At 48.9% G+C, this 19,208-nt stretch carries 19 protein-coding genes and 1 pseudogene; 19 read left to right on the forward strand and 1 reads right to left on the reverse strand.

Translation table 11 applies throughout. The annotated features are described in order from the left end of the window. The first annotated feature begins 216 nt into the window (after window positions 1-216). The 17 genes and pseudogenes from KD909_RS06510 (at window position 217) to KD909_RS06590 (ending at window position 17,207) form a co-directional block, all read left to right on the forward strand. Window positions 217-933 (forward strand): response regulator transcription factor, encoded by a 717-nt coding sequence (locus KD909_RS06510; protein ID WP_147538010.1) that lies wholly within the window; start codon window positions 217-219, stop codon window positions 931-933. Continuing rightward, window positions 930-2,639, forward strand: a complete 1,710-nt coding sequence (locus KD909_RS06515; protein ID WP_143180242.1) for a HAMP domain-containing sensor histidine kinase — start codon at window positions 930-932, stop codon at window positions 2,637-2,639. Before KD909_RS06510 ends, KD909_RS06515 begins: the two co-directional genes overlap by 4 nt. Before the next feature lie 49 nt (window positions 2,640-2,688). Further along, the gene (locus tag KD909_RS06520; RefSeq protein WP_047795229.1) at window positions 2,689-3,240 is read left to right on the forward strand and encodes a cob(I)yrinic acid a,c-diamide adenosyltransferase; all 552 of its coding nucleotides are present in this window, start codon (window positions 2,689-2,691) and stop codon (window positions 3,238-3,240) included. A 7-nt stretch (window positions 3,241-3,247) separates the two neighbouring features. Further along, complete coding sequence (gene yfmF, locus KD909_RS06525; protein ID WP_047795230.1) at window positions 3,248-4,486, forward strand: EF-P 5-aminopentanol modification-associated protein YfmF; 1,239 nt, start codon at window positions 3,248-3,250, stop codon at window positions 4,484-4,486. After that, window positions 4,483-5,742, forward strand: coding sequence for an EF-P 5-aminopentanol modification-associated protein YfmH (gene yfmH / locus KD909_RS06530; RefSeq protein ID WP_012726486.1), 1,260 nt, complete (start codon window positions 4,483-4,485; stop codon window positions 5,740-5,742). Before yfmF ends, yfmH begins: the two co-directional genes overlap by 4 nt. Further along, on the forward strand, window positions 5,739-6,434 hold the full coding sequence (gene ymfI, locus KD909_RS06535; protein WP_012726485.1) for an elongation factor P 5-aminopentanone reductase: 696 nt from the start codon (window positions 5,739-5,741) through the stop codon (window positions 6,432-6,434). Before yfmH ends, ymfI begins: the two co-directional genes overlap by 4 nt. 93 nt (window positions 6,435-6,527) lie before the next feature. Beyond that, window positions 6,528-7,303: pseudogene (locus tag KD909_RS06540) on the forward strand (YmfK family protein). Window positions 7,304-7,330: 27 nt separating this feature from the next. Further along, a complete protein-coding gene (locus KD909_RS06545; RefSeq protein WP_211782716.1) occupies window positions 7,331-8,203 on the forward strand; it encodes a helix-turn-helix domain-containing protein in 873 nt (290 codons plus the stop codon). A gap of 32 nt (window positions 8,204-8,235) precedes the next feature. Further along, window positions 8,236-8,814 carry a CDP-diacylglycerol--glycerol-3-phosphate 3-phosphatidyltransferase gene (gene pgsA, locus KD909_RS06550; protein ID WP_012726482.1) on the forward strand — a complete coding sequence of 193 codons (579 nt, stop codon included), beginning with the start codon at window positions 8,236-8,238 and terminating at the stop codon, window positions 8,812-8,814. Between the two features lie 62 nt (window positions 8,815-8,876). Then, a complete protein-coding gene (locus tag KD909_RS06555; RefSeq protein ID WP_211782717.1) occupies window positions 8,877-10,103 on the forward strand; it encodes a competence/damage-inducible protein A in 1,227 nt (408 codons plus the stop codon). 76 nt (window positions 10,104-10,179) lie between these two features. Further along, on the forward strand, window positions 10,180-11,229 hold the full coding sequence (gene recA, locus KD909_RS06560; protein ID WP_012726480.1) for a recombinase RecA: 1,050 nt from the start codon (window positions 10,180-10,182) through the stop codon (window positions 11,227-11,229). A 188-nt stretch (window positions 11,230-11,417) separates the two neighbouring features. Next, window positions 11,418-12,980, forward strand: a complete 1,563-nt coding sequence (gene rny / locus KD909_RS06565) for a ribonuclease Y (protein WP_012726479.1) — start codon at window positions 11,418-11,420, stop codon at window positions 12,978-12,980. A 48-nt stretch (window positions 12,981-13,028) separates the two neighbouring features. Continuing rightward, complete coding sequence (locus KD909_RS06570; RefSeq protein WP_211782718.1) at window positions 13,029-13,823, forward strand: TIGR00282 family metallophosphoesterase; 795 nt, start codon at window positions 13,029-13,031, stop codon at window positions 13,821-13,823. 26 nt (window positions 13,824-13,849) lie between these two features. Then, entirely contained in the window at window positions 13,850-14,110 is a 261-nt protein-coding gene (locus KD909_RS06575; RefSeq protein ID WP_012726477.1) for a stage V sporulation protein S, read from the forward strand. Between the two features lie 166 nt (window positions 14,111-14,276). After that, window positions 14,277-15,353, forward strand: a complete 1,077-nt coding sequence (tdh, locus tag KD909_RS06580; protein WP_211782719.1) for an L-threonine 3-dehydrogenase — start codon at window positions 14,277-14,279, stop codon at window positions 15,351-15,353. A 13-nt stretch (window positions 15,354-15,366) separates the two neighbouring features. After that, the gene (locus KD909_RS06585) at window positions 15,367-16,548 is read left to right on the forward strand and encodes a glycine C-acetyltransferase (RefSeq protein WP_211782720.1); all 1,182 of its coding nucleotides are present in this window, start codon (window positions 15,367-15,369) and stop codon (window positions 16,546-16,548) included. Between the two features lie 167 nt (window positions 16,549-16,715). Continuing rightward, window positions 16,716-17,207 carry a hypothetical protein gene (locus KD909_RS06590; RefSeq protein ID WP_211782721.1) on the forward strand — a complete coding sequence of 164 codons (492 nt, stop codon included), beginning with the start codon at window positions 16,716-16,718 and terminating at the stop codon, window positions 17,205-17,207. Between the two features lie 27 nt (window positions 17,208-17,234). Here the strand turns inward: KD909_RS06590 and KD909_RS06595 are convergent, their stop codons facing one another. Then, window positions 17,235-17,783: a DUF4256 domain-containing protein gene (locus tag KD909_RS06595; protein ID WP_211782722.1), complete on the reverse strand. Its 549-nt coding sequence runs from the start codon at window positions 17,781-17,783 to the stop codon at window positions 17,235-17,237. An 88-nt stretch (window positions 17,784-17,871) separates the two neighbouring features. Between KD909_RS06595 and KD909_RS06600 the strand changes: the two genes are divergently transcribed. Both KD909_RS06600 and KD909_RS06605 read left to right on the forward strand, forming a co-directional pair. Then, a complete protein-coding gene (locus KD909_RS06600; RefSeq protein WP_211782723.1) occupies window positions 17,872-18,678 on the forward strand; it encodes a hypothetical protein in 807 nt (268 codons plus the stop codon). Continuing rightward, window positions 18,675-19,193, forward strand: a complete 519-nt coding sequence (locus KD909_RS06605) for a hypothetical protein (protein ID WP_211782724.1) — start codon at window positions 18,675-18,677, stop codon at window positions 19,191-19,193. Before KD909_RS06600 ends, KD909_RS06605 begins: the two co-directional genes overlap by 4 nt. Window positions 19,194-19,208 lie beyond the last annotated feature (15 nt).

Consider the following 19,208-nt stretch of genomic DNA (forward strand, 5'->3'; position numbering starts at 1 on the left):
GCTCGTTGAACATAAAAAAAGACGAACCAAATCGCCATATGCGATTTGGTTCGTCAACAGCCTGAAGTCACAATTGTGACTTCTTTTTCATTTGGTCCATCAAATCATCGTTGTGAAGCGAAATAATAGAGTGGTATAGTTATGGCAGAGAGTGGAATGTTCACAATTGTGCAACATTCGCTACAACTCGTAATGGGTCTTAGGAGGGTTTCAGGTATGGCTGAGAAAACGAAGATTTTAGTAGTCGACGACGAGGAGAGAATTCGCCGACTTTTGAAAATGTACTTAGAACGTGAACAGTATGTGATTGAAGAAGCGGTCAATGGCGAAGAGGCGCTCGCGCTTGCCCTTGATAACGAATACGACGTGATCTTACTTGATTTGATGATGCCAAAGATGGATGGGGTAGAAGTATGTACAGAACTCCGGAAGACAAAAGCGACTCCGGTCATCATGCTCACAGCGAAAGGTGAGGAAATCGATCGTGTTCAAGGGTTTGAAGTCGGGGCGGATGATTATATCGTCAAGCCGTTCAGTCCGCGTGAAGTCGTGCTCCGCGTCAAGGCACTCCTTCGCCGCTCTGGTTCGACAAAGTTCATGCACACGAGTGAGAAGTCGAAGGATTTGATCGTCTTCCCACATCTCACAATCGATAATGATGCACACCGCGTCACGGTGGACGGCGAGGAAATCGCCCTCACACCAAAAGAATATGAGTTATTGTTCTTCCTCGCCAAGCAGGTGGATAAAGTCTTTTCACGAGAGCAGTTGTTAAAAGAAGTATGGAACTACGAATTTTTCGGAGACCTTCGGACCGTCGATACGCATGTGAAACGTCTTCGTGAGAAATTGAATCGTGTCTCACCGGACGCGGCGCATATGATCACGACCGTATGGGGTGTCGGGTACAAGTTCGAAGCTGCCAGTGAATGATGATTCGTCGAAACAGCATCGTCACGAAACTGTGGCTGACGATTCTCGTTTTGGTCAGTGTCATCTTATTCATCGTCTCGGTGTTGATGCTTGAATTTTTTAATTCCTTTCATATCGACCAGGAACGAGGCCATCTTGCCAAGCTCGGTGGACAGGTCCAATCGGTTTTGTTGAATGAAGGTGACACGTCCCAGACGATTGATCAAATCATCGAAGTGTACGGGGCTAACTATATCTTAGAGAACGGGACGACCCGATCGAATTTTGGAAATCAAGTGGATGGCTTGATGGTGGAACTTGAACGACAGGATTGGGAAACTTATCAGGCGGTCGGTGAGACGGCCATCGGAAATTTCTCATCTTTTGACGACCAGGCCGCGCTAGCGTATCGGACGACCTTCTCCTTATCGACAGGACAGTATACGCTCTACCTGCTCGAACCGCTCGATGCGATCTCGAGTGCGAACGCGGGAGCACGGACCATCATTCTTTGGACCGTCGCTTCGGCCATCATCGTCACGACCGTCTTCGCTTTCTTCTTGTCGACACGAATCACGGCACCGCTCCGAGCGATGCGGGATGCAGTCAATAAGACGGGAGAGGGGCAATTTGATTTACGTTTGGAGACGAAGACACGGGATGAGATTGGCGAACTCGCTGCTTCTTTCAACGCAATGAGCAGTCAGCTTTCGAAATATGTGAATGCCCTTGACCGGGAACGGCTGCAACTTGCGTCGATTCTTCGTTCGATGGCAGACGGTGTCATCACACTCGATCGTCATGCGAACGTGATTGTCACGAACCCGCAAGCGAGTCCATTACTTCAAGATGGGCAACCACATGAAGTCGTATTGTCTCTTTATGAGGAAGTGATGGAGGGGACGTCTGAAAAGACGATCGAAGTGAAACAGGATGAGCGGTACTATACACTGACAGTCACACCACTCGTCGGAGAAGACGATTTCGAAGGTGCTGTCGTGGTCATCCGGGATACGTCAGAAAGTCATCGACTCGATAAGATGCGGACCGATTTTGTGGCGAACATTAGCCATGAACTCCGGACACCGCTCGTGACGCTTCAAGGGTATTCAGAGGCAATCATCGATGGCATTACTGAGAGCGACGAGGCGACGAAAGAGTTCGCCTCTATCATCTACGATGAATCGCTCCGCTTGGCAAGACTCGTCAATGATTTGTTGGATTTGGCACGCATCGAATCGGGTAAAGAGACGATGCATTTCACTTCGTTTGATATCGGTGATTTCTTGCCCCGAGTCATGCGAAAGTTCAATCAAATGGCATCTGAAAAAGAGATTCGTTTACAGACCGACGCCCCGCACCGTCTCATCGAGGCGGATGGCGATCGTCTCGAGCAAGTGTTCACCAACTTGATTGGCAATGCTATCGCGCATACCGATTCTGGAGAAATTCGGATTGAGGCCACAGAAGAGACGGACGGGCTACGGATTCAGTTGACGGATACAGGTCACGGAATTCCAAAAGAGGATTTGCCGTTCGTTTTCGAGCGATTCTATAAAGCCGATAAAGCCCGGACCAGTGGTTCGAAGACAGGGACAGGCATCGGACTCGCGATCGTGAAGAATGTGGTCGATGCCCATCACGGAAAAGTGAGCGTATCGAGTACACTCGGGGTCGGAACCACCTTCGAGATTTACCTACCATTTGAACAACCACACAACTCGTAATGGTGACTCGCTTGAGTCACCATTTGTGGCATTTTAAGGGGGGAGTCGAATGAAACGTTATACACGAACGGGCGACAAGGGTGAAACATCATTAATCGGTAGTCGTGTCGAGAAATCCCATCCTCAGATTGAAGCGATGGGTCATCTCGATGAGTTGAACAGTCAGATTGGACTCGCCATCGCGCATCAAGAGGATGAGACGCTCCGGACACAGCTGACGAAGATTCAGCACGACTTGTTCGACCTTGGATCGGAACTGATGTATGCTGAGGCACCGCCAAAAATGGTCGATTTGTCGATTGTGACGGAGCTTGAACGATGGATGGATGAGTGGGAGGAGTCCTGTCCGGAACTTGTGCGCTTCATCCTTCCGGGCGGCAGTGTTGCCGCAGCTAGCTTACATGTGGCTCGCGCCGTCTGTCGCCGGGTCGAGCGTGACTTAGCGGCTCTCGGTGTCGCTGACCGGCAGTTGCCTTACTTTAACCGCTTGAGTGATTATTTATTTACGGTTGCCCGTTACGCGAACGTCGTGGCAGGGGTGCCGGATCAAGAATATGCACGCGGCGCTGCCGTGTTTCAACCAAAACGAAAAAAGGAGTGATCGGCAGATGAAAGGTATCGTTCAGTTCCAACATCAATTGCACTACTCGGTCTATCCGACCAAGAAATTTAAAACGACGACTTGTCTCGTGTCATTCGCCGCTCCATTATCGGCGGAGACGGTCGCAGATCGGGCATTGCTCCCGTTCATCATGGAGAAATCGACGGCGACGTATCCGTCCATTGAATTATTTCACACACCGCTAGAGGAGTTGTATGACACAAACTTATATGCTGGTGCATCTAAGATCGGAAAGGAGCATGTCATCCAATTCCAACTCGAAGTCGTCAACGATCATCTTGTCGGGGAAGACGTATTGAGTCAAGCAATCGAGTTGCTCGAAGACGTTCTCCTTCGTCCGAACGCATACGATGGGGCGTTCCAACCACTCATCGTCGAGCAGGAACGTCGATTGCAACGTCAGCGTATCGAATCGGTCTATGATGACAAAATGCGTTTCGCCCAACAGCGTCTCCAAGAAATGCTCGGAGGAGAACTTGCGATTCCGTCACTCGGTACGCTCGAGCAACTCGACCATGTCACACCGAAATCATTGTACGAGGCATATCAATCGATGATTCAACATGACCGTGTCGACATCTATGTCGTCGGGGATGTCAATCGTGAGCAAGTCGAACAGGCTTTCAATCCGTTGGAATCTCTTGGGACACGTCGACCACGCCTGTTACCGGAAGCGAGTCGAGGAGAGTTCAAGCGTTTAGAAGAACATCAAGACATTAAACAAAGCAAGCTCCATCTCGCCTATTCGCTTGATGTCGACCCACGAACGGATGCGGCGATTCGCATGCAGGTCGTGAATGGACTGTTCGGTGGATTCCCTCACTCGAAGCTGTTCATGAACGTGCGTGAAAAGGAGAGCTTGGCGTACTATGCCGCCTCACAATATAGTTCCCTCAGTCGGAAGTTGTTCGTCTATGCCGGTATCGATGCGTCGAACCAACAAAAGACCGAACAGATCATCGAAGAGCAATTGAACGCTTTACAAGCGGGCGAGTTTGAGGATGAGACGTTGCAACAGACGAAAGAGTTGTTGTTCCATCAACGTCGTCAACTTGGAGACAGTCCACGTCAATTGATTGCTTGGATGAGTGGGGCAGACGTTCGTCCGTTCTCGTTAGACGAAGAGATGGCGATCATTGAGAACACGACGCGAGATCATGTCGTCGCGCTTGCGAAAGAAATGGTACTCGAAGCGGTTTATTGCTTGAAAGGAGGAGAAGCATGAAACTAGACTTTCCTAACGTCGGAGAGACGTTACATCATCACGTTCTCGACAATGGCCTCTCCGTTTACTTATTGAAAAAGACTGGATATGAAAAAACATTCGCGACGTTCACGACCAAATATGGATCGATTGACCGACGCTTTAAACTAGAAGACTGGGTCGAGGTTCCCGATGGTATCGCGCATTTCTTAGAACATAAGATGTTCGAGAAAGAAGATGGTGACGTCTTCCAACAATTTGGTCGTCAAGGAGCGTCAGCGAACGCTTTCACGTCATTCACACGGACGGCTTATTTGTTCGGTGCCACGTCCAAGATCTCGGAAAACGTACAGACGCTGCTCGATTTCGTCCAGACCCCTTATTTCACGAAAGAGTCGGTCGAGAAAGAGAAAGGAATCATCGGTCAAGAAATTCAAATGTACCAAGACAATCCGGGGTGGCGTTTGTATTTTGGTTTAATTGAGGCGATGTACGAGACACATCCCGTCAAAATTGATATCGCAGGTACGATCGAATCGATTTCAAAGATCACGGCGGAAGACTTGTACACCTGTCATCAAGCGTTCTATCATCCGAGCAACATGGCATTGTTCGTCGTCGGGAATATCGAACCGGATGAGATGCTTGCCTTGATTCGAGATAATCAAGCAGCTAAATCTTTTGAAACGCCACGATTGAGTGCTCGCGAGACAGTAGATGAGCCGACCACGGTTCGTCTGTCAGAACGGGTCATCGAGATGGACGTCTCTGTACCGAAAGTCATGATTGGGTATAAGGACATACCGCAAGCTGGGGAAGCGGGTCTGAAGCAAGAATTGACAGTAGAACTGCTCATGCATGCGCTCTTCGACACGACAGCACCTCTTTATACAGAACTTTATGCTGAAGGATTGATTGACGATGCCTTCTCGTTTGACTATACGTCAGAGGAGACGTTCGCTTTTGCCGCCTTGTCGATGGAGACGTCGGAAGTGGATGCGTTTGTCAGCCGTGTGACGGAGGCGTTAGAACGTCCACTTCAGTTGAGTCAAGAGACGCTCGACCGGAAGAAACGCATGATGCAAGGACAGTTCTTGAAAGCATTGAACTCACCTGAGTTCATCGCCAATCAGTTCTCCCGCTATGCGCTCAATGATGGGAACTTGTTTGAAATCCCGACTTTGATTGATGCCATCACGCTCGATGAACTATACGAAGCATACGAGCGCTTGTTCCGCCGTGAACAACGAACGGTGTGCGTCGTCAAAAAACCATGAAGACATTGATTGTTGGAGCGAGCGGTGCCATCGGACGTGCCGTCTCGCTCGCTTTTCGTGAAGATGAACTAATTTTGCATGCGAACGATGGTCGTGAAAGACTTCGTCATTTGATTGATGATGAAAATCTATCGGCAACACTGCTCCCTTGTGACCTAACGGACCGTGAAGCTGTTGAGTCATGGGTACAGGATATGCCAGATGTCGATCGAATGGTATACGTGGCAGGACATGCGCTCCATGGTCTCGTCGTCGACCAGTCAATGGACGAGCTCGACCGGCTATATGATGTACATGTTCGAGCGATGATCCGACTCATCCAGTCCGTCGTTGCGAGCAAGCCTTACAATCATCATCTGGATATCGTGATCGTCTCAAGTGTATGGGGAGAGGTCGGTGCGGCGGCTGAGGTGTTTTATTCCACCGTCAAAGCGGCACAGCTCGGCTTCGTCAAAGCGTTCGCTCGAGAGGCTGGCCCGTTCAATGTTCGAATCAATGCGGTGACACCGGGGTGGATTGATACGCCAATGAATGATACGGTAGAAGAGTCGAAACAATCCGTGCTCGACGACATTCCACTAGGACGTCTCGGTGCGGCAAAGGACGTGGCCAACACCATCCGTTTCTTGTGTTCACCGGACGCCTCGTATATGACGGGCACGGTGTTACGCATCGACGGCGGTTGGCAATGATCCGATCCATGTAGATAAACCTGTTCTTTTCAATTCTTCTAAAATAATTTAAAATAGGCAAGGTAGCGAACTCGCTCGAAAGGATGGTTGGGGATGGAACATAAATTCGAAGAGTGGTATCTCGAATATGAATTGTGTCAGAATCGACCGGGTATCCTGGGAGACATCGCGTCTCTCATGGGGATGCTTCAAATCTCCATCGTCACCATCAATGGGGTCGATTTGCAGCGACGGGGGATGTTGCTCAAAGCACCAGCCGCCGATCATGTGCATCGACTCGAGCATATTTTAAAGCGGATGGAAGCCATTGCCGTCATCAAGTTGCGTCGTCCGAAGTTACGGGACCGGATTGCGATCCGTCACGGTCGCTATATCGACCATGATAGTGATGACAAAAAACGTTTCGCTTCGTCCGTGAAGACTTGGGCATTCTCGTCGATTTCGTTGCGGAACTGATGAAGGAAGAACGCCATTTGTTGATCGGCGTACGCGGTAATCCACGCGTCGGAAAGACGGAGTCCATCGTCGCAGCGAGTGTGTGTGCGAATAAACGTTGGTTGTTTCTTTCCTCGACACTGATGAAACAGACCGTTCGGACCTCATTATTTGAAGAAGAACGGGAAGGCGATCACGTATACATAATCGATGGTGCCGTCTCCACTCGAACGATGGATGAACGACATCGCCAGCTCATCCGTGAAGTCATGCGGTTGCCGGCCGTGAAAGTTATCGAACACCCTGACCTGTATGTCCGAAACACCGATTGCGTGTATGAAGACTTTGATTATATTATTGAGTTGAGAAACAATCCGGATGAAACGATCATCATCCCACAAGAAACACATCGTGAGTCAGAATGGTTTGAATAATTATGTGAATGGAAGGTGTGGACCCCTGTGACAGAACTAGGGACTTTTTTGAAACAAAAGCGTGAGGAGAGCGGATTGACGCTCGACCAAATCCAGCAGACGACGAAGATTCAAAAGCGCTATATCATCGCGATCGAGGAAGGTGATTACAAAAATCTCCCTGGCTCTTTCTATGCACGGGCGTTCATTAAGACGTATGCGGAGTCGCTCGGTCTAGATGTGGATGAATTATATGAGACGTATGCAAAAGATTTACCGGTCATCGAGGCACAGCCGTCCGTTCAACTTTCTCGAAAGAAAACATATTCGAAGGCTTCCGAGTCGACGAGTCGGGTCTCGAGATGGGTTCCAAAAGTTCTCCTCGTTCTCACGGTCTTCTTGCTCATCACCGCGATTTATTTCGCTGTGAGAAGCATCGACTTCGGTGGTCAGGATGCAAGTCCTGCCGAACCGCCAAGTTCTGGCGTCACGGTCGACCAGAATGAGGATGTCCCGACTGATGAACCGGCCGAGGAAGAACCGGCTGACGAGGAGCCGGCTGAAGAAGAACCGCCAGCGGAATCTGGTCCGATTGCGGTGAAGGAGTCAAACGGGGCGGACATCACTTATGAACTCGCGACGAACGAGAAACTGTCGACCGAGATTTATGTGAAGGAGTCACCTGCCTCTTACGTAGGTGTTCGTGACACATCGTTAGAGGGAGCATTCCTCGCACCGGAGTATCCGAACCAGTCGAAACAGAATCCGATTGTCATTGAAGATGCCGAGACGGACACATTGCGTATTCGAATCGGACTCATCGCAGGCGTTGAGAAAATCGTCGTCAACGGTCGTGAGCTCGAGCTTCAAGAGTCTCCGGTCACACAAAATATTTTTGTAAAGAGAGTCGACGCCGAATAAGTCGACTCTCCTTCTAAGAGGAGGCGTTCTATATGAACCTACCTAACCGATTGACGATGCTACGCGTGGTCTTGATCCCCGTATTCGTCGTCTTACTCGCTGTTGATTTTGATTGGGGAAACATCGCTTTTCTAGGCGCTGAAATCCCGATGCACCAATTTATCGCTGGTGTGATATTTACGATTGCGGCCATCACGGACTGGTTAGACGGACATTTGGCCCGTAAGCATAACCTGGTCACGAACTTTGGTAAATTTATGGACCCGCTCGCAGATAAACTGCTCGTCACGGCAGCACTTGTGTTGCTCGTTGAGATGGATCTCGTCGCGGCGTGGGTCGTCGTCGTGATTCTATCGCGTGAATTTGCGGTCACTGGCTTACGCCTCGTCGCTGCCGATGAAGGGATCGTCGTCGCGGCCGGGAAGTCTGGAAAAGCGAAGACGTGGGTGCAGCTCTTTGCCATCATCTTCTTACTGTTCGGTAACCCGATCTTTAGCTATGTCGGGATTCCGTTTGGCGAATGGGCGATGTGGTTGGCGCTCGTGCTTACAATTTATTCTGGCGCCGAATATTTCGCACAAAACTATAAGATTATTGTGAAGTCGATGTGAGTCGACAGAGACGAGTTGGTTGATCTAGCTCGTCTTTTTTTTGAAGTCGAGGAGGAAATACGATGAAACGAGCCGAAATCATTGCGGTAGGAAGTGAGTTGCTCTTAGGGGAAATCGTCAATACGAATGCGAGTTACATATCAGAACAACTGTCGAAGTACGGTGTGCCGGTCTTGTATCATCAAGTTGTCGGGGATAACGCGGCACGAATGCGAGAGACATTTGAAATCGCCCGTCGTCGTTCTGACTTTGTCATCGTCACGGGTGGGCTCGGGCCGACGGCGGATGATGTCACAAAGACGGTCCTTTCCGACTTACTCGAACGTCCGATTGTGCGAGATGAGGAAGCGTATGAGACGATTCAACGTTTCCTCGTGTCACGAAATCGATTGATGAACGATGGGGACGCTCGCCAAGCCGACGTGCTCAGCGGAGCAGACGTATTACCAAATCCGGTCGGGCTTGCCCCGGGCATGTGGATCGCCGGAGATACGACATGGTTGCTTTTACCGGGTGTGCCACGTGAAATGAAAGCTTTGGTCGAGGCGACGTTTCCGCAGAAACTATCAGGAGCGACGCTCGTCTCAGAATCATTACGGTTTTATGAGATTGGGGAATCCGCTCTCGACGATGCCGTGAAGGACTTATTGGACGGCTCGAATCCGACCGTTGCCCCCTACGCCGAGACGGGAGAGGCAAGACTTCGGATCAGTGCCCGTGCGACGGACGAGGTGACCGCGCGTCAGATGATTCAAGAAGTGAAGACTGAGATTATGAAACGGGTCGGTTCGTACTACTTCGGCTCTGACGATGAAACAATTGCATCACATCTTGTCCAATCATTGTCTAGATTGAATCGTACGTTCGCTGTTGCTGAGTCGTTGACCGGCGGTGAGGTACAATCGATGGTTACATCAACACCTGGCGCTTCAGTCGTCTTTCTAGGTGGAGTCGTGACCTATTCGGATGAGCTAAAAAATAGGTATTTAGGTGTCTCGCTTGATACAATTGAACAGCACTCAGTCGTCTCAAAAGAAGTTGCCTATGAGATGGTGGACGGATTGTCAAAGACCACCCATGCCGACTATGCCCTCTCTTTCACGGGAGAGGCAGGACCGACATCGAATTCGGGTCGTCCAATTGGTACGGTCTATATCGGAGTGAAAACACCAAACGGAATAGAGGTCATCGAGCGGACGTATCCCCATCAAGAACGGAATATCATCCGCATGCGAGCCGCGAAGGACGGATTATGGGCCCTCATTCAACGAATCAAAAAAGGCGAATAAATGTTCGTAAAAAACTTGTGTATCGTACAGTGTTCACGTATAATAAGAGTATCAATTAAAGGAGGCTCATTTACCTATGAGTGATCGTAAACAAGCGTTAGAAATGGCATTGCGCCAGATTGAAAAACAATTCGGTAAAGGCTCAATCATGCGCCTTGGTGAAAATACAGACCAACAAGTATCGGTCATCCCTTCAGGGTCAATCGCCCTCGACGTCGCGCTCGGTGCGGGTGGATATCCACGCGGTCGTGTCATCGAAGTATACGGACCAGAATCTTCAGGTAAGACGACGGTCGCCCTTCATGCGATTGCAGAAGTCCAAAAGCGTGGCGGTCAAGCAGCATTCGTTGACGCCGAGCACGCACTCGATCCGAAGTATGCTAAAAATCTTGGGGTCAACATCGATGAGTTGCTCCTTTCACAGCCGGATACTGGGGAGCAAGCGCTCGAAATCGCTGAAGCGCTCGTTCGCTCGGGAGCAGTTGATATCCTCGTCGTCGACTCGGTTGCGGCACTCGTACCGAAAGCCGAAATCGAAGGGGAAATGGGAGACTCGCACGTCGGTCTTCAAGCCCGTTTGATGTCTCAAGCACTTCGTAAGTTGTCTGGTGCGACGAACAAGTCGAAAACGATTGTCATCTTCATCAACCAAATCCGCGAGAAGATCGGGATCATGTTCGGTAACCCGGAAACGACTCCAGGGGGCCGTGCCTTGAAATTCTACTCTTCTGTACGTCTTGAAGTTCGTCGTGCGGAGACACTTAAACAAGGTCAAGATATGGTCGGGAACCGTACGAAGATCAAGATTGTAAAAAACAAGATTGCACCTCCGTTCAAAACAGCGGAAGTCGATATCATGTACGGTGAGGGGATCTCGCGTGAAGGGGAACTCATCGATATCGGTGCAGACCTCGACATCGTTCAAAAGAGCGGAGCTTGGTACTCGTTCAATGAAGAACGTCTTGGTCAAGGTCGTGAAAACGCCAAGCAATACATGAAAGAAAATCCAGCGATCGCAGCTGAGGTCGAACAACAGATTCGAGATCACTACGGATTGAACGGAGAAAAAACGGTCACGGTCGAAGGCGAAGACGACGAAGTCCTCTCACTTCTCGATGACGAATAAGCACATCGTCTCACTCGAATTCTTTCGAGTGAGATTTTTTTAGTATAATTTTTTAGGCAATTGGTAGTTCTATCCTGTCCGTGCATTGCATTCTCCCTATTAAATAAGTACAATAAAGTTATGCGCGGGCTTGCCCGTGTATCTCACTTATTAAAAAAATAAAATAACCTTGCGAAAGGGAGGTGAACATGATGGAATGGCTATACTGGCTTATTCTGATCCTCCTTTTGCCGATAGCTTTTGTTGCAGGTTTTTTTGTGCGTAAATCGATCGCCGAAGCGAAGATTCAAGGTGCCGAGACGGAAGCGACTAAGATTGTAGAGCAAGCAAAACAACAATCGGAAGCGATGCAAAAAGAAGCACGGCTTGAAGTAAAAGAAGAGATGATTCAACTTCGTAATGAGACGGAACAAGAATTGCGTGAACGTCGCGAAGAACAGAAAGTGAAAGAGAATCGCCTCGTTCAAAAGGAAGAGCTTCTTGACCGCAAAGCAGACATGCTCGAGCGGAAAGAAGACTCGCTAGATGAACAGGAACGAGGACTCGAAAAACGCAAGCGTGAAGCAGAAATGCTCGAAAGCAAAGTGGAGGAGTTATACGAAGAGGCACGCCAAGAACTTGTACGCGTGGCATCCCTCTCGAAAGATGAAGCACGTACCATCATCATGGACGAAGCGAAGCAGGAAGCGCTTCACGATGCTGCTCTCCTTCAAAAAGAAATCGAGCAAAAAGCAAAACAAGAAGCGGATAAAAAAGCGAAACACCTCTTATCTCTCACGATGCAACGATATGCTGCTGAACATGTCGCCGAAACAACGGTATCTGTTGTCAACTTACCGAGTGATGAGATGAAAGGTCGCATCATCGGGCGCGAAGGACGCAACATCCGAACGCTCGAAACGTTGACTGGGATTGACCTCATCATCGATGACACACCAGAAGCCGTCATCTTGTCAGGTTTTGACCCAGTTCGTCGTGAAATCGCGAAGATGACGCTTGAAAAACTCGTTCAAGACGGTCGGATTCATCCGGCTCGAATTGAAGAGATGGTAGAGAAGTCTCGCCGTGAAGTGGATGAACGCATTCGTGAATACGGTGAGGAAGCCACGTTTGAAGCGGGAATTCACGGACTCCATCCAGACCTCGTCAAGACGCTCGGTCGCATGCGCTATCGTACGAGTTATGGTCAGAACGTCTTGTCTCACTCGGTTGAGGTGGCACACCTTGCCGGGATGATGGCAGCCGAACTCGGGGAAGACGTCACGCTCGCGAAACGGGCCGGACTCTTGCACGATATCGGAAAAGCGATCGACCATGAAGTCGAAGGTAGTCACGTTGAAATCGGAGTAGAGCTTGCGACGAAATACAAAGAACATCCGGTCGTCATCAATTCGATCGCTTCCCACCACGGGGACGTCGAGGCGACATCGACGATTGCAGTACTAGTCGCAGCGGCTGATGCCTTGTCAGCAGCGCGTCCTGGAGCTCGCCAAGAGACGCTTGAAAGCTACATCCGTCGTCTTGAGCGACTCGAATCAATCTGTGAGTCATTCGAAGGTGTCGAGAAATCGTATGCGATTCAAGCAGGACGTGAAGTTCGAATTATCGTTCGCCCTGATGTCGTCGACGATGTCGTCGCCGGTAAGATGGCACGCGATATTTGTAAGCGGATCGAGGATGAACTCGATTATCCTGGACAAATCAAAGTGACGGTCATTCGTGAAACACGTTCCGTCGATTATGCGAAGTAAACGAAGCGGAGAATTTCTCCGCTTTTTCTGTTTGAGGGAGGACTTTATATGAAAATTTTATTTATCGGTGATGTGGTCGGGAAACCCGGTCGTGATATATTGACGAAACAAATCGGACGCTTGAAAGACAAATACAACCCGACGTTCATGCTCGTCAATGGCGAGAACGCAGCAAATGGACGTGGTCTTACGAAAAAGATTTACCAACAGTTTTTGGAGCTCGGCTTTCATGGGGTAACGATGGGAAACCACACGTGGGACAACCGTGACATCTTTGATTGGATCGACGACGCCGACCGGATCGTCCGTCCGGCCAACTATCCGGACGGGACACCTGGGGTTGGCATGATGAAGTTGAAACAAAATGGGAAGAAATTGGCCGTGATCAATGTCATGGGAAATGTCTTCTTGCCGTCTCTTGACTGTCCGTTCCGTACCGTCGACCGTCTCGTCGAAGAAGTGCGCGATGAGGTCGATGCGATTTTTGTGGATGTCCATGCTGAGGCGACAAGCGAGAAAATCGCTATGGGCTATCATCTCGACGGTCGCGCTCAAGCCGTTGTCGGGACACATACACACGTGCAGACAGCGGACGAGCGTGTCCTACTGAACGGCACGGCCTACATTACAGACGTCGGCATGACCGGTCCACTAGACGGGGTACTCGGAATGGATGCGTCGACTGTTTTAAAAAAATTTATGACACAACTCCCAGTTCGGTTTGAAGTTGCCGAGGGACGGGAACAACTTAATGGAGTTTTCATTACAATCGATGATCAGACGAAACGAGCGACAAAAATCGAACGAATACACCTAGATGATCAGACCGTCTGGTTTGATTGAACAACCTACCCGAGGGGGAAACAAGAATGGACGTACTCAAAGTTTCGGCAAAATCGAACCCTAACTCCGTTGCGGGTGCTTTAGCGGGTGTGCTACGTGAAAAAGGAACGTGTGAGATACAGGCGATCGGGGCAGGTGCACTGAATCAGTCCATTAAAGCCGTCGCGATTGCCCGAGGCTTCGTCGCGCCAAGCGGTCTCGATTTGATTTGCATTCCGGCCTTTACTGATATTATGATTGACGGAGAGGAACGTACTGCCATCAAGCTCATCATTGAGCCGCGATGAGCGGTCGGGACATAGGTCCTATTCTTGTGAAGAGGAGCCATCGGCGCGGATGGCTCCTCTTTTTTTGTGTAAATCGGACGTTCTATCTTCTCAGTTTCGTCATTTTATGACAAGATGATAAAGAACGTATCGTTCGATTATAAGAGACAAGAGGGGGACGTTTTCAATGGAACAACTTGTGTCAACCAAAGAGACGGAATCAACGACACCAGTAATGAAAGCGATTCAAAAACACACGGCCGGGTTTGGGGCAAAACTGGTCGACGTACCAGTTCCGACACCAGGACCTGGAGAAGTGCTCATTCAAGTCAAAGCGACATCGATTTGCGGGACCGATGTCCACATCTATGAGTGGGATGAATGGTCACAGAGCCGCGTCAAACCACCATACGTATTTGGTCATGAATTTTCGGGGGAAGTCGTGGCGCTTGGAGAAGGGACGAAGCGGATCAAAGTCGGACAGACGGTGTCTGCTGAAACGCATATCGTCTGTCATCAGTGTAAACAATGTTTGCGCGGGCAGTACCACATCTGTAAGAACACAAAAATCATCGGGGTGGACACGCAAGGCTGCTTCGCAGAATACGTCGTCATGCCCGAAGAGAACCTATGGGTGAACCCGGAGTCGATGCCAGCGAAACTGGCATCGATTCAAGAACCGCTCGGGAATGCGGTTCATACGGTATTAGCGAGTGATGTGTCTGCCAAATCGGTCGCCATCGTCGGTTGTGGACCAATCGGACTTATGGCAGTCGGTGTCGCCAAAGCAGCAGGGGCGAGTCGTGTCTATGCGATTGACGTCAATCCATATCGCTTACAACTTGCCGAAAAGATGGGGGCAGATGTCGTCATCAACAGTTTAGAAGAGAATCCGCTCGAATTGATTGAACGTGAGACCGACGGAGACGGAATCGATGTCGTCTGCGAGATGAGTGGTCATCCGATTGCCATCGATCAAGCGTTTAAGATGGTCACGGCAGGCGGGGACGTCAACGTCTTGTCACTCCCAGCTCGTCCGGTCGCCATTGATCTCACACGGGACGTCGTCTTTAAAGGGGTCCGCGTCCAAGGAATCACAGGACGTAAGATGTATGAAACGTGGAGTCAAGTCTCGACGATGCTTGCGACGGGTCAGTTGAACGTCGAACCAATCATCACGCACGTCTTCAAGCTCGAAGAGTTTGAAAAAGGGTTCGAACTCATGCGGGCAGGGAAATGTGGAAAGGTCGTCTTAATACCTTAAAGGGGGAAACAACATGGCATTTAAACATATTACAGAAGCAATCAATGAGATGAAAGAGCAGGGGACGTTCCGTAAGCTCGTCCCGCTCGAATCGGCACAAGGGAATGAAGTGACAATCGATGGAAAGTCACTCGTCCAGCTGTCATCAAACAACTATCTCGGACTCGCGAATCACCCGCGTCTGAAACAGGCGGCGATTGAAGCAGTCGAGCAGTATGGGGCAGGAACGGGGTCGGTCCGTACGATTGCCGGGACGTTCGAGATGCACGAAGCGTTCGAGCGCGAACTCGCGGAGTTCAAACATACGGAAGCCTCACTCGTCTTCCAATCAGGATTCGCGACGAACCTCGGGGTCTTGTCTGCACTTCTCGGACCGGAGGATGTCGTCATCAGTGACGCCCTCAACCATGCATCAATCATCGATGGGATTCGTCTCACGAAAGCGGCACGTCGCATCTATAAGCACGTCGACCTTGAAGATTTGGAGAAAGCGTTGAAAGAAACGCAGGACTATCGCACACGCCTCGTCGTGACGGACGGCGTCTTCTCGATGGATGGGAACATCGCACCGCTTCCTGCCATCGTCGAACTCGCAGAGAAGTATGACGCTGCGGTCATGGTCGATGATGCCCACGCATCCGGCGTCCTCGGGAAGAACGGACGTGGAACGGTCAACCATTTCGGATTGGACGGTCGTGTCGCGCTACAGGTCGGGACGCTCTCAAAAGCAATCGGTGTCTTAGGTGGCTATGTCGCCTGTTCACAAGACGTACGCGATTACTTGATCCACAAAGGTCGCCCGTTCCTCTTCTCGACATCACATCCACCGGCAGTCGTAGCGGCGAACCGTGAAGCAATCCGTGTCATGAAAGAGGAAGAAGAGTTGTTCGAGAAGCTATGGGCGAACACGGAGTTCTTCAAGAACGGTCTACGTGACCTCGGTTTCGATATCGGCCATGCGACGACACCGATCACACCGGTCATGCTCGGCGAAGAGACGCTTGCGCATACATTCTCAGACAAGTTGAAGGAACATGGCGTATTCGCACAGAGTATCGCCTTTCCGACGGTCGAGCGCGGGAAAGCACGCATCCGGACCATCGTCACAGCGGAGCATACACGAGACGACCTCGAACGGGCACTCGAAGCGTTCAAGACGGTCGCGGAAGAGTTGAATGTGACATTACAAGCATAAACGAGGACTGCAGACAATCTGTCTGCAGTTTTTTAGTGGATTGGTCTATGAAATCGAGTATATTCAAATAGAGCACAGATGGGGTAAATCGAAATATAGCGCATTTCTTAATATTTCAATTACCGTATTTTGATTGAATCAGTACATATCAGAAATGAGGAAAGGCTATGTTTCAGCAAGGGGTATTTCAAGTGGGGATGGTGTTAGATCGAGAGACGTTTTCGATCCTGACGATTTCACCACTATTCGTCATAAATGTGATCTTTAGTGTCTTGGTTGTGATGTATGTCTTGTACTTTCGGAGTGAGGGTTGGAAAGAAAAATTGTGGAACGTTGCACTGATGTGCTACGCGCTCTTATTCATCTCTGTTTATATAGGAGCCTGGTTTGTGAGGCTGAAATACAACCTTACCCCAAGTTTCAGTGAGTCGTTCGCCCTCGAATCCTTTCCTGGATGGAAGGTTTTTTTCATGCAATGGATGGAGAACAAGATAGAAGAACCGAATTTGACAGCGAATGCGATTACGTTTGGTGCGTTTTTGTTCTACTTTAGGAAGTTCAAGGGTAAATATACGTGGATATTAAGGCTTTTCGCATTGATTCCTGTCGGTTTATTTTTCATCATCTACATTCCAAAAGTTTTGAGTTGGTTTTTGTAATAAAAAAAGCAAAGCGCAATGCCTTGCTTAAATCGTGATCATTCCTCTAAATCCTCGAGCGGCATAATAAGAATCTGCACCGTTATGGTAGACGAAGATGTGATCATAACGACGGTCGCAAAACAGGGCGCCACCTTGTTGACGTATCACATCCGGTGTCTGAATCCAACTCGACGTTTTCAAGTCGAATGCCCCGAGCGTTTGTAAGTGTCGGTAGGTTTCTTCATCGAGAAGGCTGATTCCCATCTGTTCAGATAAGGCGACCGCGCTTCCGGCAGGCTTATTCTTTTTACGTGCCTCAAGAGCTGGTTCGTCATAGCAGAGACTTCGTCGACCGCTCGGACTCTCGGCTGAACAGTCGCAAAAAGCGAGGTCTCCGTTAGGGAGACGAATCACGTCTGGTTCTCCGCTGGTCTCTTCCATCAAGGCGAGTGAGGTCAACTTGTCCTGATCAATTTGAATACGCTCCAATATGTCTGACCAGACGGCGTCAGGATGACGTTCAACGTTTTCAGTGAAACGAGACTCGAGGGTATTAAGTAATTCGAGGGTTTCTTCGTGTGAAAGCTTCGACATGAGAATCACTCCGATCATGTATTTCTTTCAGTATACGACATTATTTAGTTCAATTTACTTCATTCGTTACAAGAAAGGAGAATCTGGTTTGAACTTTGATGAAACAAACGTCGAACATTTACATGTTCAGTCATTTCAGACGATGGATTTGTTCACATTGAAACATCGCTATTTAAGTCGATTGCCAGCCGGTTCATATCGAGTCACAGATTATTGTGAACTTGACGTGATGGTCACGAGTTCACAATTAGGACGACTTCGGTACATTGATTTGACCTTGCCGTTAGGCGTTTACATAGGGGAAAAACTTTTCTTATTGTATGATCCGTATCGTCGTGAAATCTATTCAACTCAGACACGGATCGATCTCGATAAACGACGCATCTCGACAGTTGATTTTCTAAGTGCTTACAGTCGCGAGTTTCATGACCCTGATTCGTTTTCTCTAAAGAAAGAAATTCTATTTAACCTACCGTCGGATAGCAACTGGAGGGAATTTGGGTTACCAAAAGTGAAATCGGCAGCGGCGTTCTTATCTCAACTATTACATATATTGGATGTCACTTCGTTTCAGTCAATTTTAAAGAATAATCGATTATTATCTGATTTCAAGGGATGGGCAGAACAGACAAAGTGTGAGTACAGTATCGAACATCATGGGAGAAGGATATGGTCGAATGACTATATGTTGACATGCAATCTTTCCAATGTATCTGAAAGTGAACAGCTACAATTGGTTACAATGATTGAGACAAGAGAAGAATTAGAAGAATTTCGATTTATGATTGAGACCGAAGCGTGCATTATGTCACTGATTATTTTAGGAGATATAAAGCAAGGTTTTGGCGTCGGAGTATTTCAATACGAAAGTGACAAAAAGGGGAAGGGACAATGAAGTTTGAAAACTTATTCTTCTATAAAGGTATGGTTCACGTGTTTGATTTTCAGCATGATTTAGAATCGAGTCGCCTGACCTTTCAAGTGAAGTTACTCGATCACCTGAAGAAGCGAAACACGACATTCCGTGAACGAGTCGAAGTGGATGGCGTTTATTCGCTACGAGAAGTGATCAATGTAAAACTATGTTTCGAAGATGTCATCTATATGGAGGTCATTCAAGAGTCATTTGCGGATGGGATCATGGATGAACCGACAGATGAGTTCGAAGGAACGCAGATCAAGCGATTCGAGCAATCGGGATATGTAGACTTTTTGAAACAGACGCGTTTCTCATTTTGGGAAGTGATCCATGACGACTCAACAATCTTCACGCACTATCGCATTAGCGGTCTGAACTCAGTTTTAGAAATCATCACGCTTTCGGAACCGACCGTTGCATCTGTGATTTCACTCGATTGTAATCGAAAAGGAAGTCCAACCATATACTTCGGTGGAAAGTTCTATACATAAGGCGCCCTCTCTTAG

Source organism: Exiguobacterium sp. PFWT01 (genome assembly GCF_018255795.1).
Taxonomy (GTDB): Bacteria; Bacillota; Bacilli; order Exiguobacteriales; family Exiguobacteriaceae; genus Exiguobacterium.

Excerpts from the sequence above, each read along its gene's own strand:
- KD909_RS06575 (WP_012726477.1), top strand. The coding sequence starts at position 13,850 with ATGGACGTACTCAAAGTTTCGGCAAAATCGAACCCTAACTCCGTTGCG.
- yfmH (WP_012726486.1), top strand. The coding sequence starts at position 4,483 with ATGAAACTAGACTTTCCTAACGTCGGAGAGACGTTACATCATCACGTT.
- tdh (WP_211782719.1), top strand. The coding sequence starts at position 14,277 with ATGGAACAACTTGTGTCAACCAAAGAGACGGAATCAACGACACCAGTA.
- pgsA (WP_012726482.1), top strand. The coding sequence starts at position 8,236 with ATGAACCTACCTAACCGATTGACGATGCTACGCGTGGTCTTGATCCCC.
- KD909_RS06585 (WP_211782720.1), top strand. The coding sequence starts at position 15,367 with ATGGCATTTAAACATATTACAGAAGCAATCAATGAGATGAAAGAGCAG.
- KD909_RS06595 (WP_211782722.1), bottom strand. The coding sequence starts at position 17,783 with ATGTCGAAGCTTTCACACGAAGAAACCCTCGAATTACTTAATACCCTC.
- recA (WP_012726480.1), top strand. The coding sequence starts at position 10,180 with ATGAGTGATCGTAAACAAGCGTTAGAAATGGCATTGCGCCAGATTGAA.
- KD909_RS06555 (WP_211782717.1), top strand. The coding sequence starts at position 8,877 with ATGAAACGAGCCGAAATCATTGCGGTAGGAAGTGAGTTGCTCTTAGGG.
- KD909_RS06590 (WP_211782721.1), top strand. The coding sequence starts at position 16,716 with ATGTTTCAGCAAGGGGTATTTCAAGTGGGGATGGTGTTAGATCGAGAG.
- rny (WP_012726479.1), top strand. The coding sequence starts at position 11,418 with ATGATGGAATGGCTATACTGGCTTATTCTGATCCTCCTTTTGCCGATA.
- ymfI (WP_012726485.1), top strand. The coding sequence starts at position 5,739 with ATGAAGACATTGATTGTTGGAGCGAGCGGTGCCATCGGACGTGCCGTC.
- KD909_RS06605 (WP_211782724.1), top strand. The coding sequence starts at position 18,675 with ATGAAGTTTGAAAACTTATTCTTCTATAAAGGTATGGTTCACGTGTTT.
- yfmF (WP_047795230.1), top strand. The coding sequence starts at position 3,248 with ATGAAAGGTATCGTTCAGTTCCAACATCAATTGCACTACTCGGTCTAT.
- KD909_RS06520 (WP_047795229.1), top strand. The coding sequence starts at position 2,689 with ATGAAACGTTATACACGAACGGGCGACAAGGGTGAAACATCATTAATC.
- KD909_RS06510 (WP_147538010.1), top strand. The coding sequence starts at position 217 with ATGGCTGAGAAAACGAAGATTTTAGTAGTCGACGACGAGGAGAGAATT.
- KD909_RS06515 (WP_143180242.1), top strand. The coding sequence starts at position 930 with ATGATGATTCGTCGAAACAGCATCGTCACGAAACTGTGGCTGACGATT.
- KD909_RS06570 (WP_211782718.1), top strand. The coding sequence starts at position 13,029 with ATGAAAATTTTATTTATCGGTGATGTGGTCGGGAAACCCGGTCGTGAT.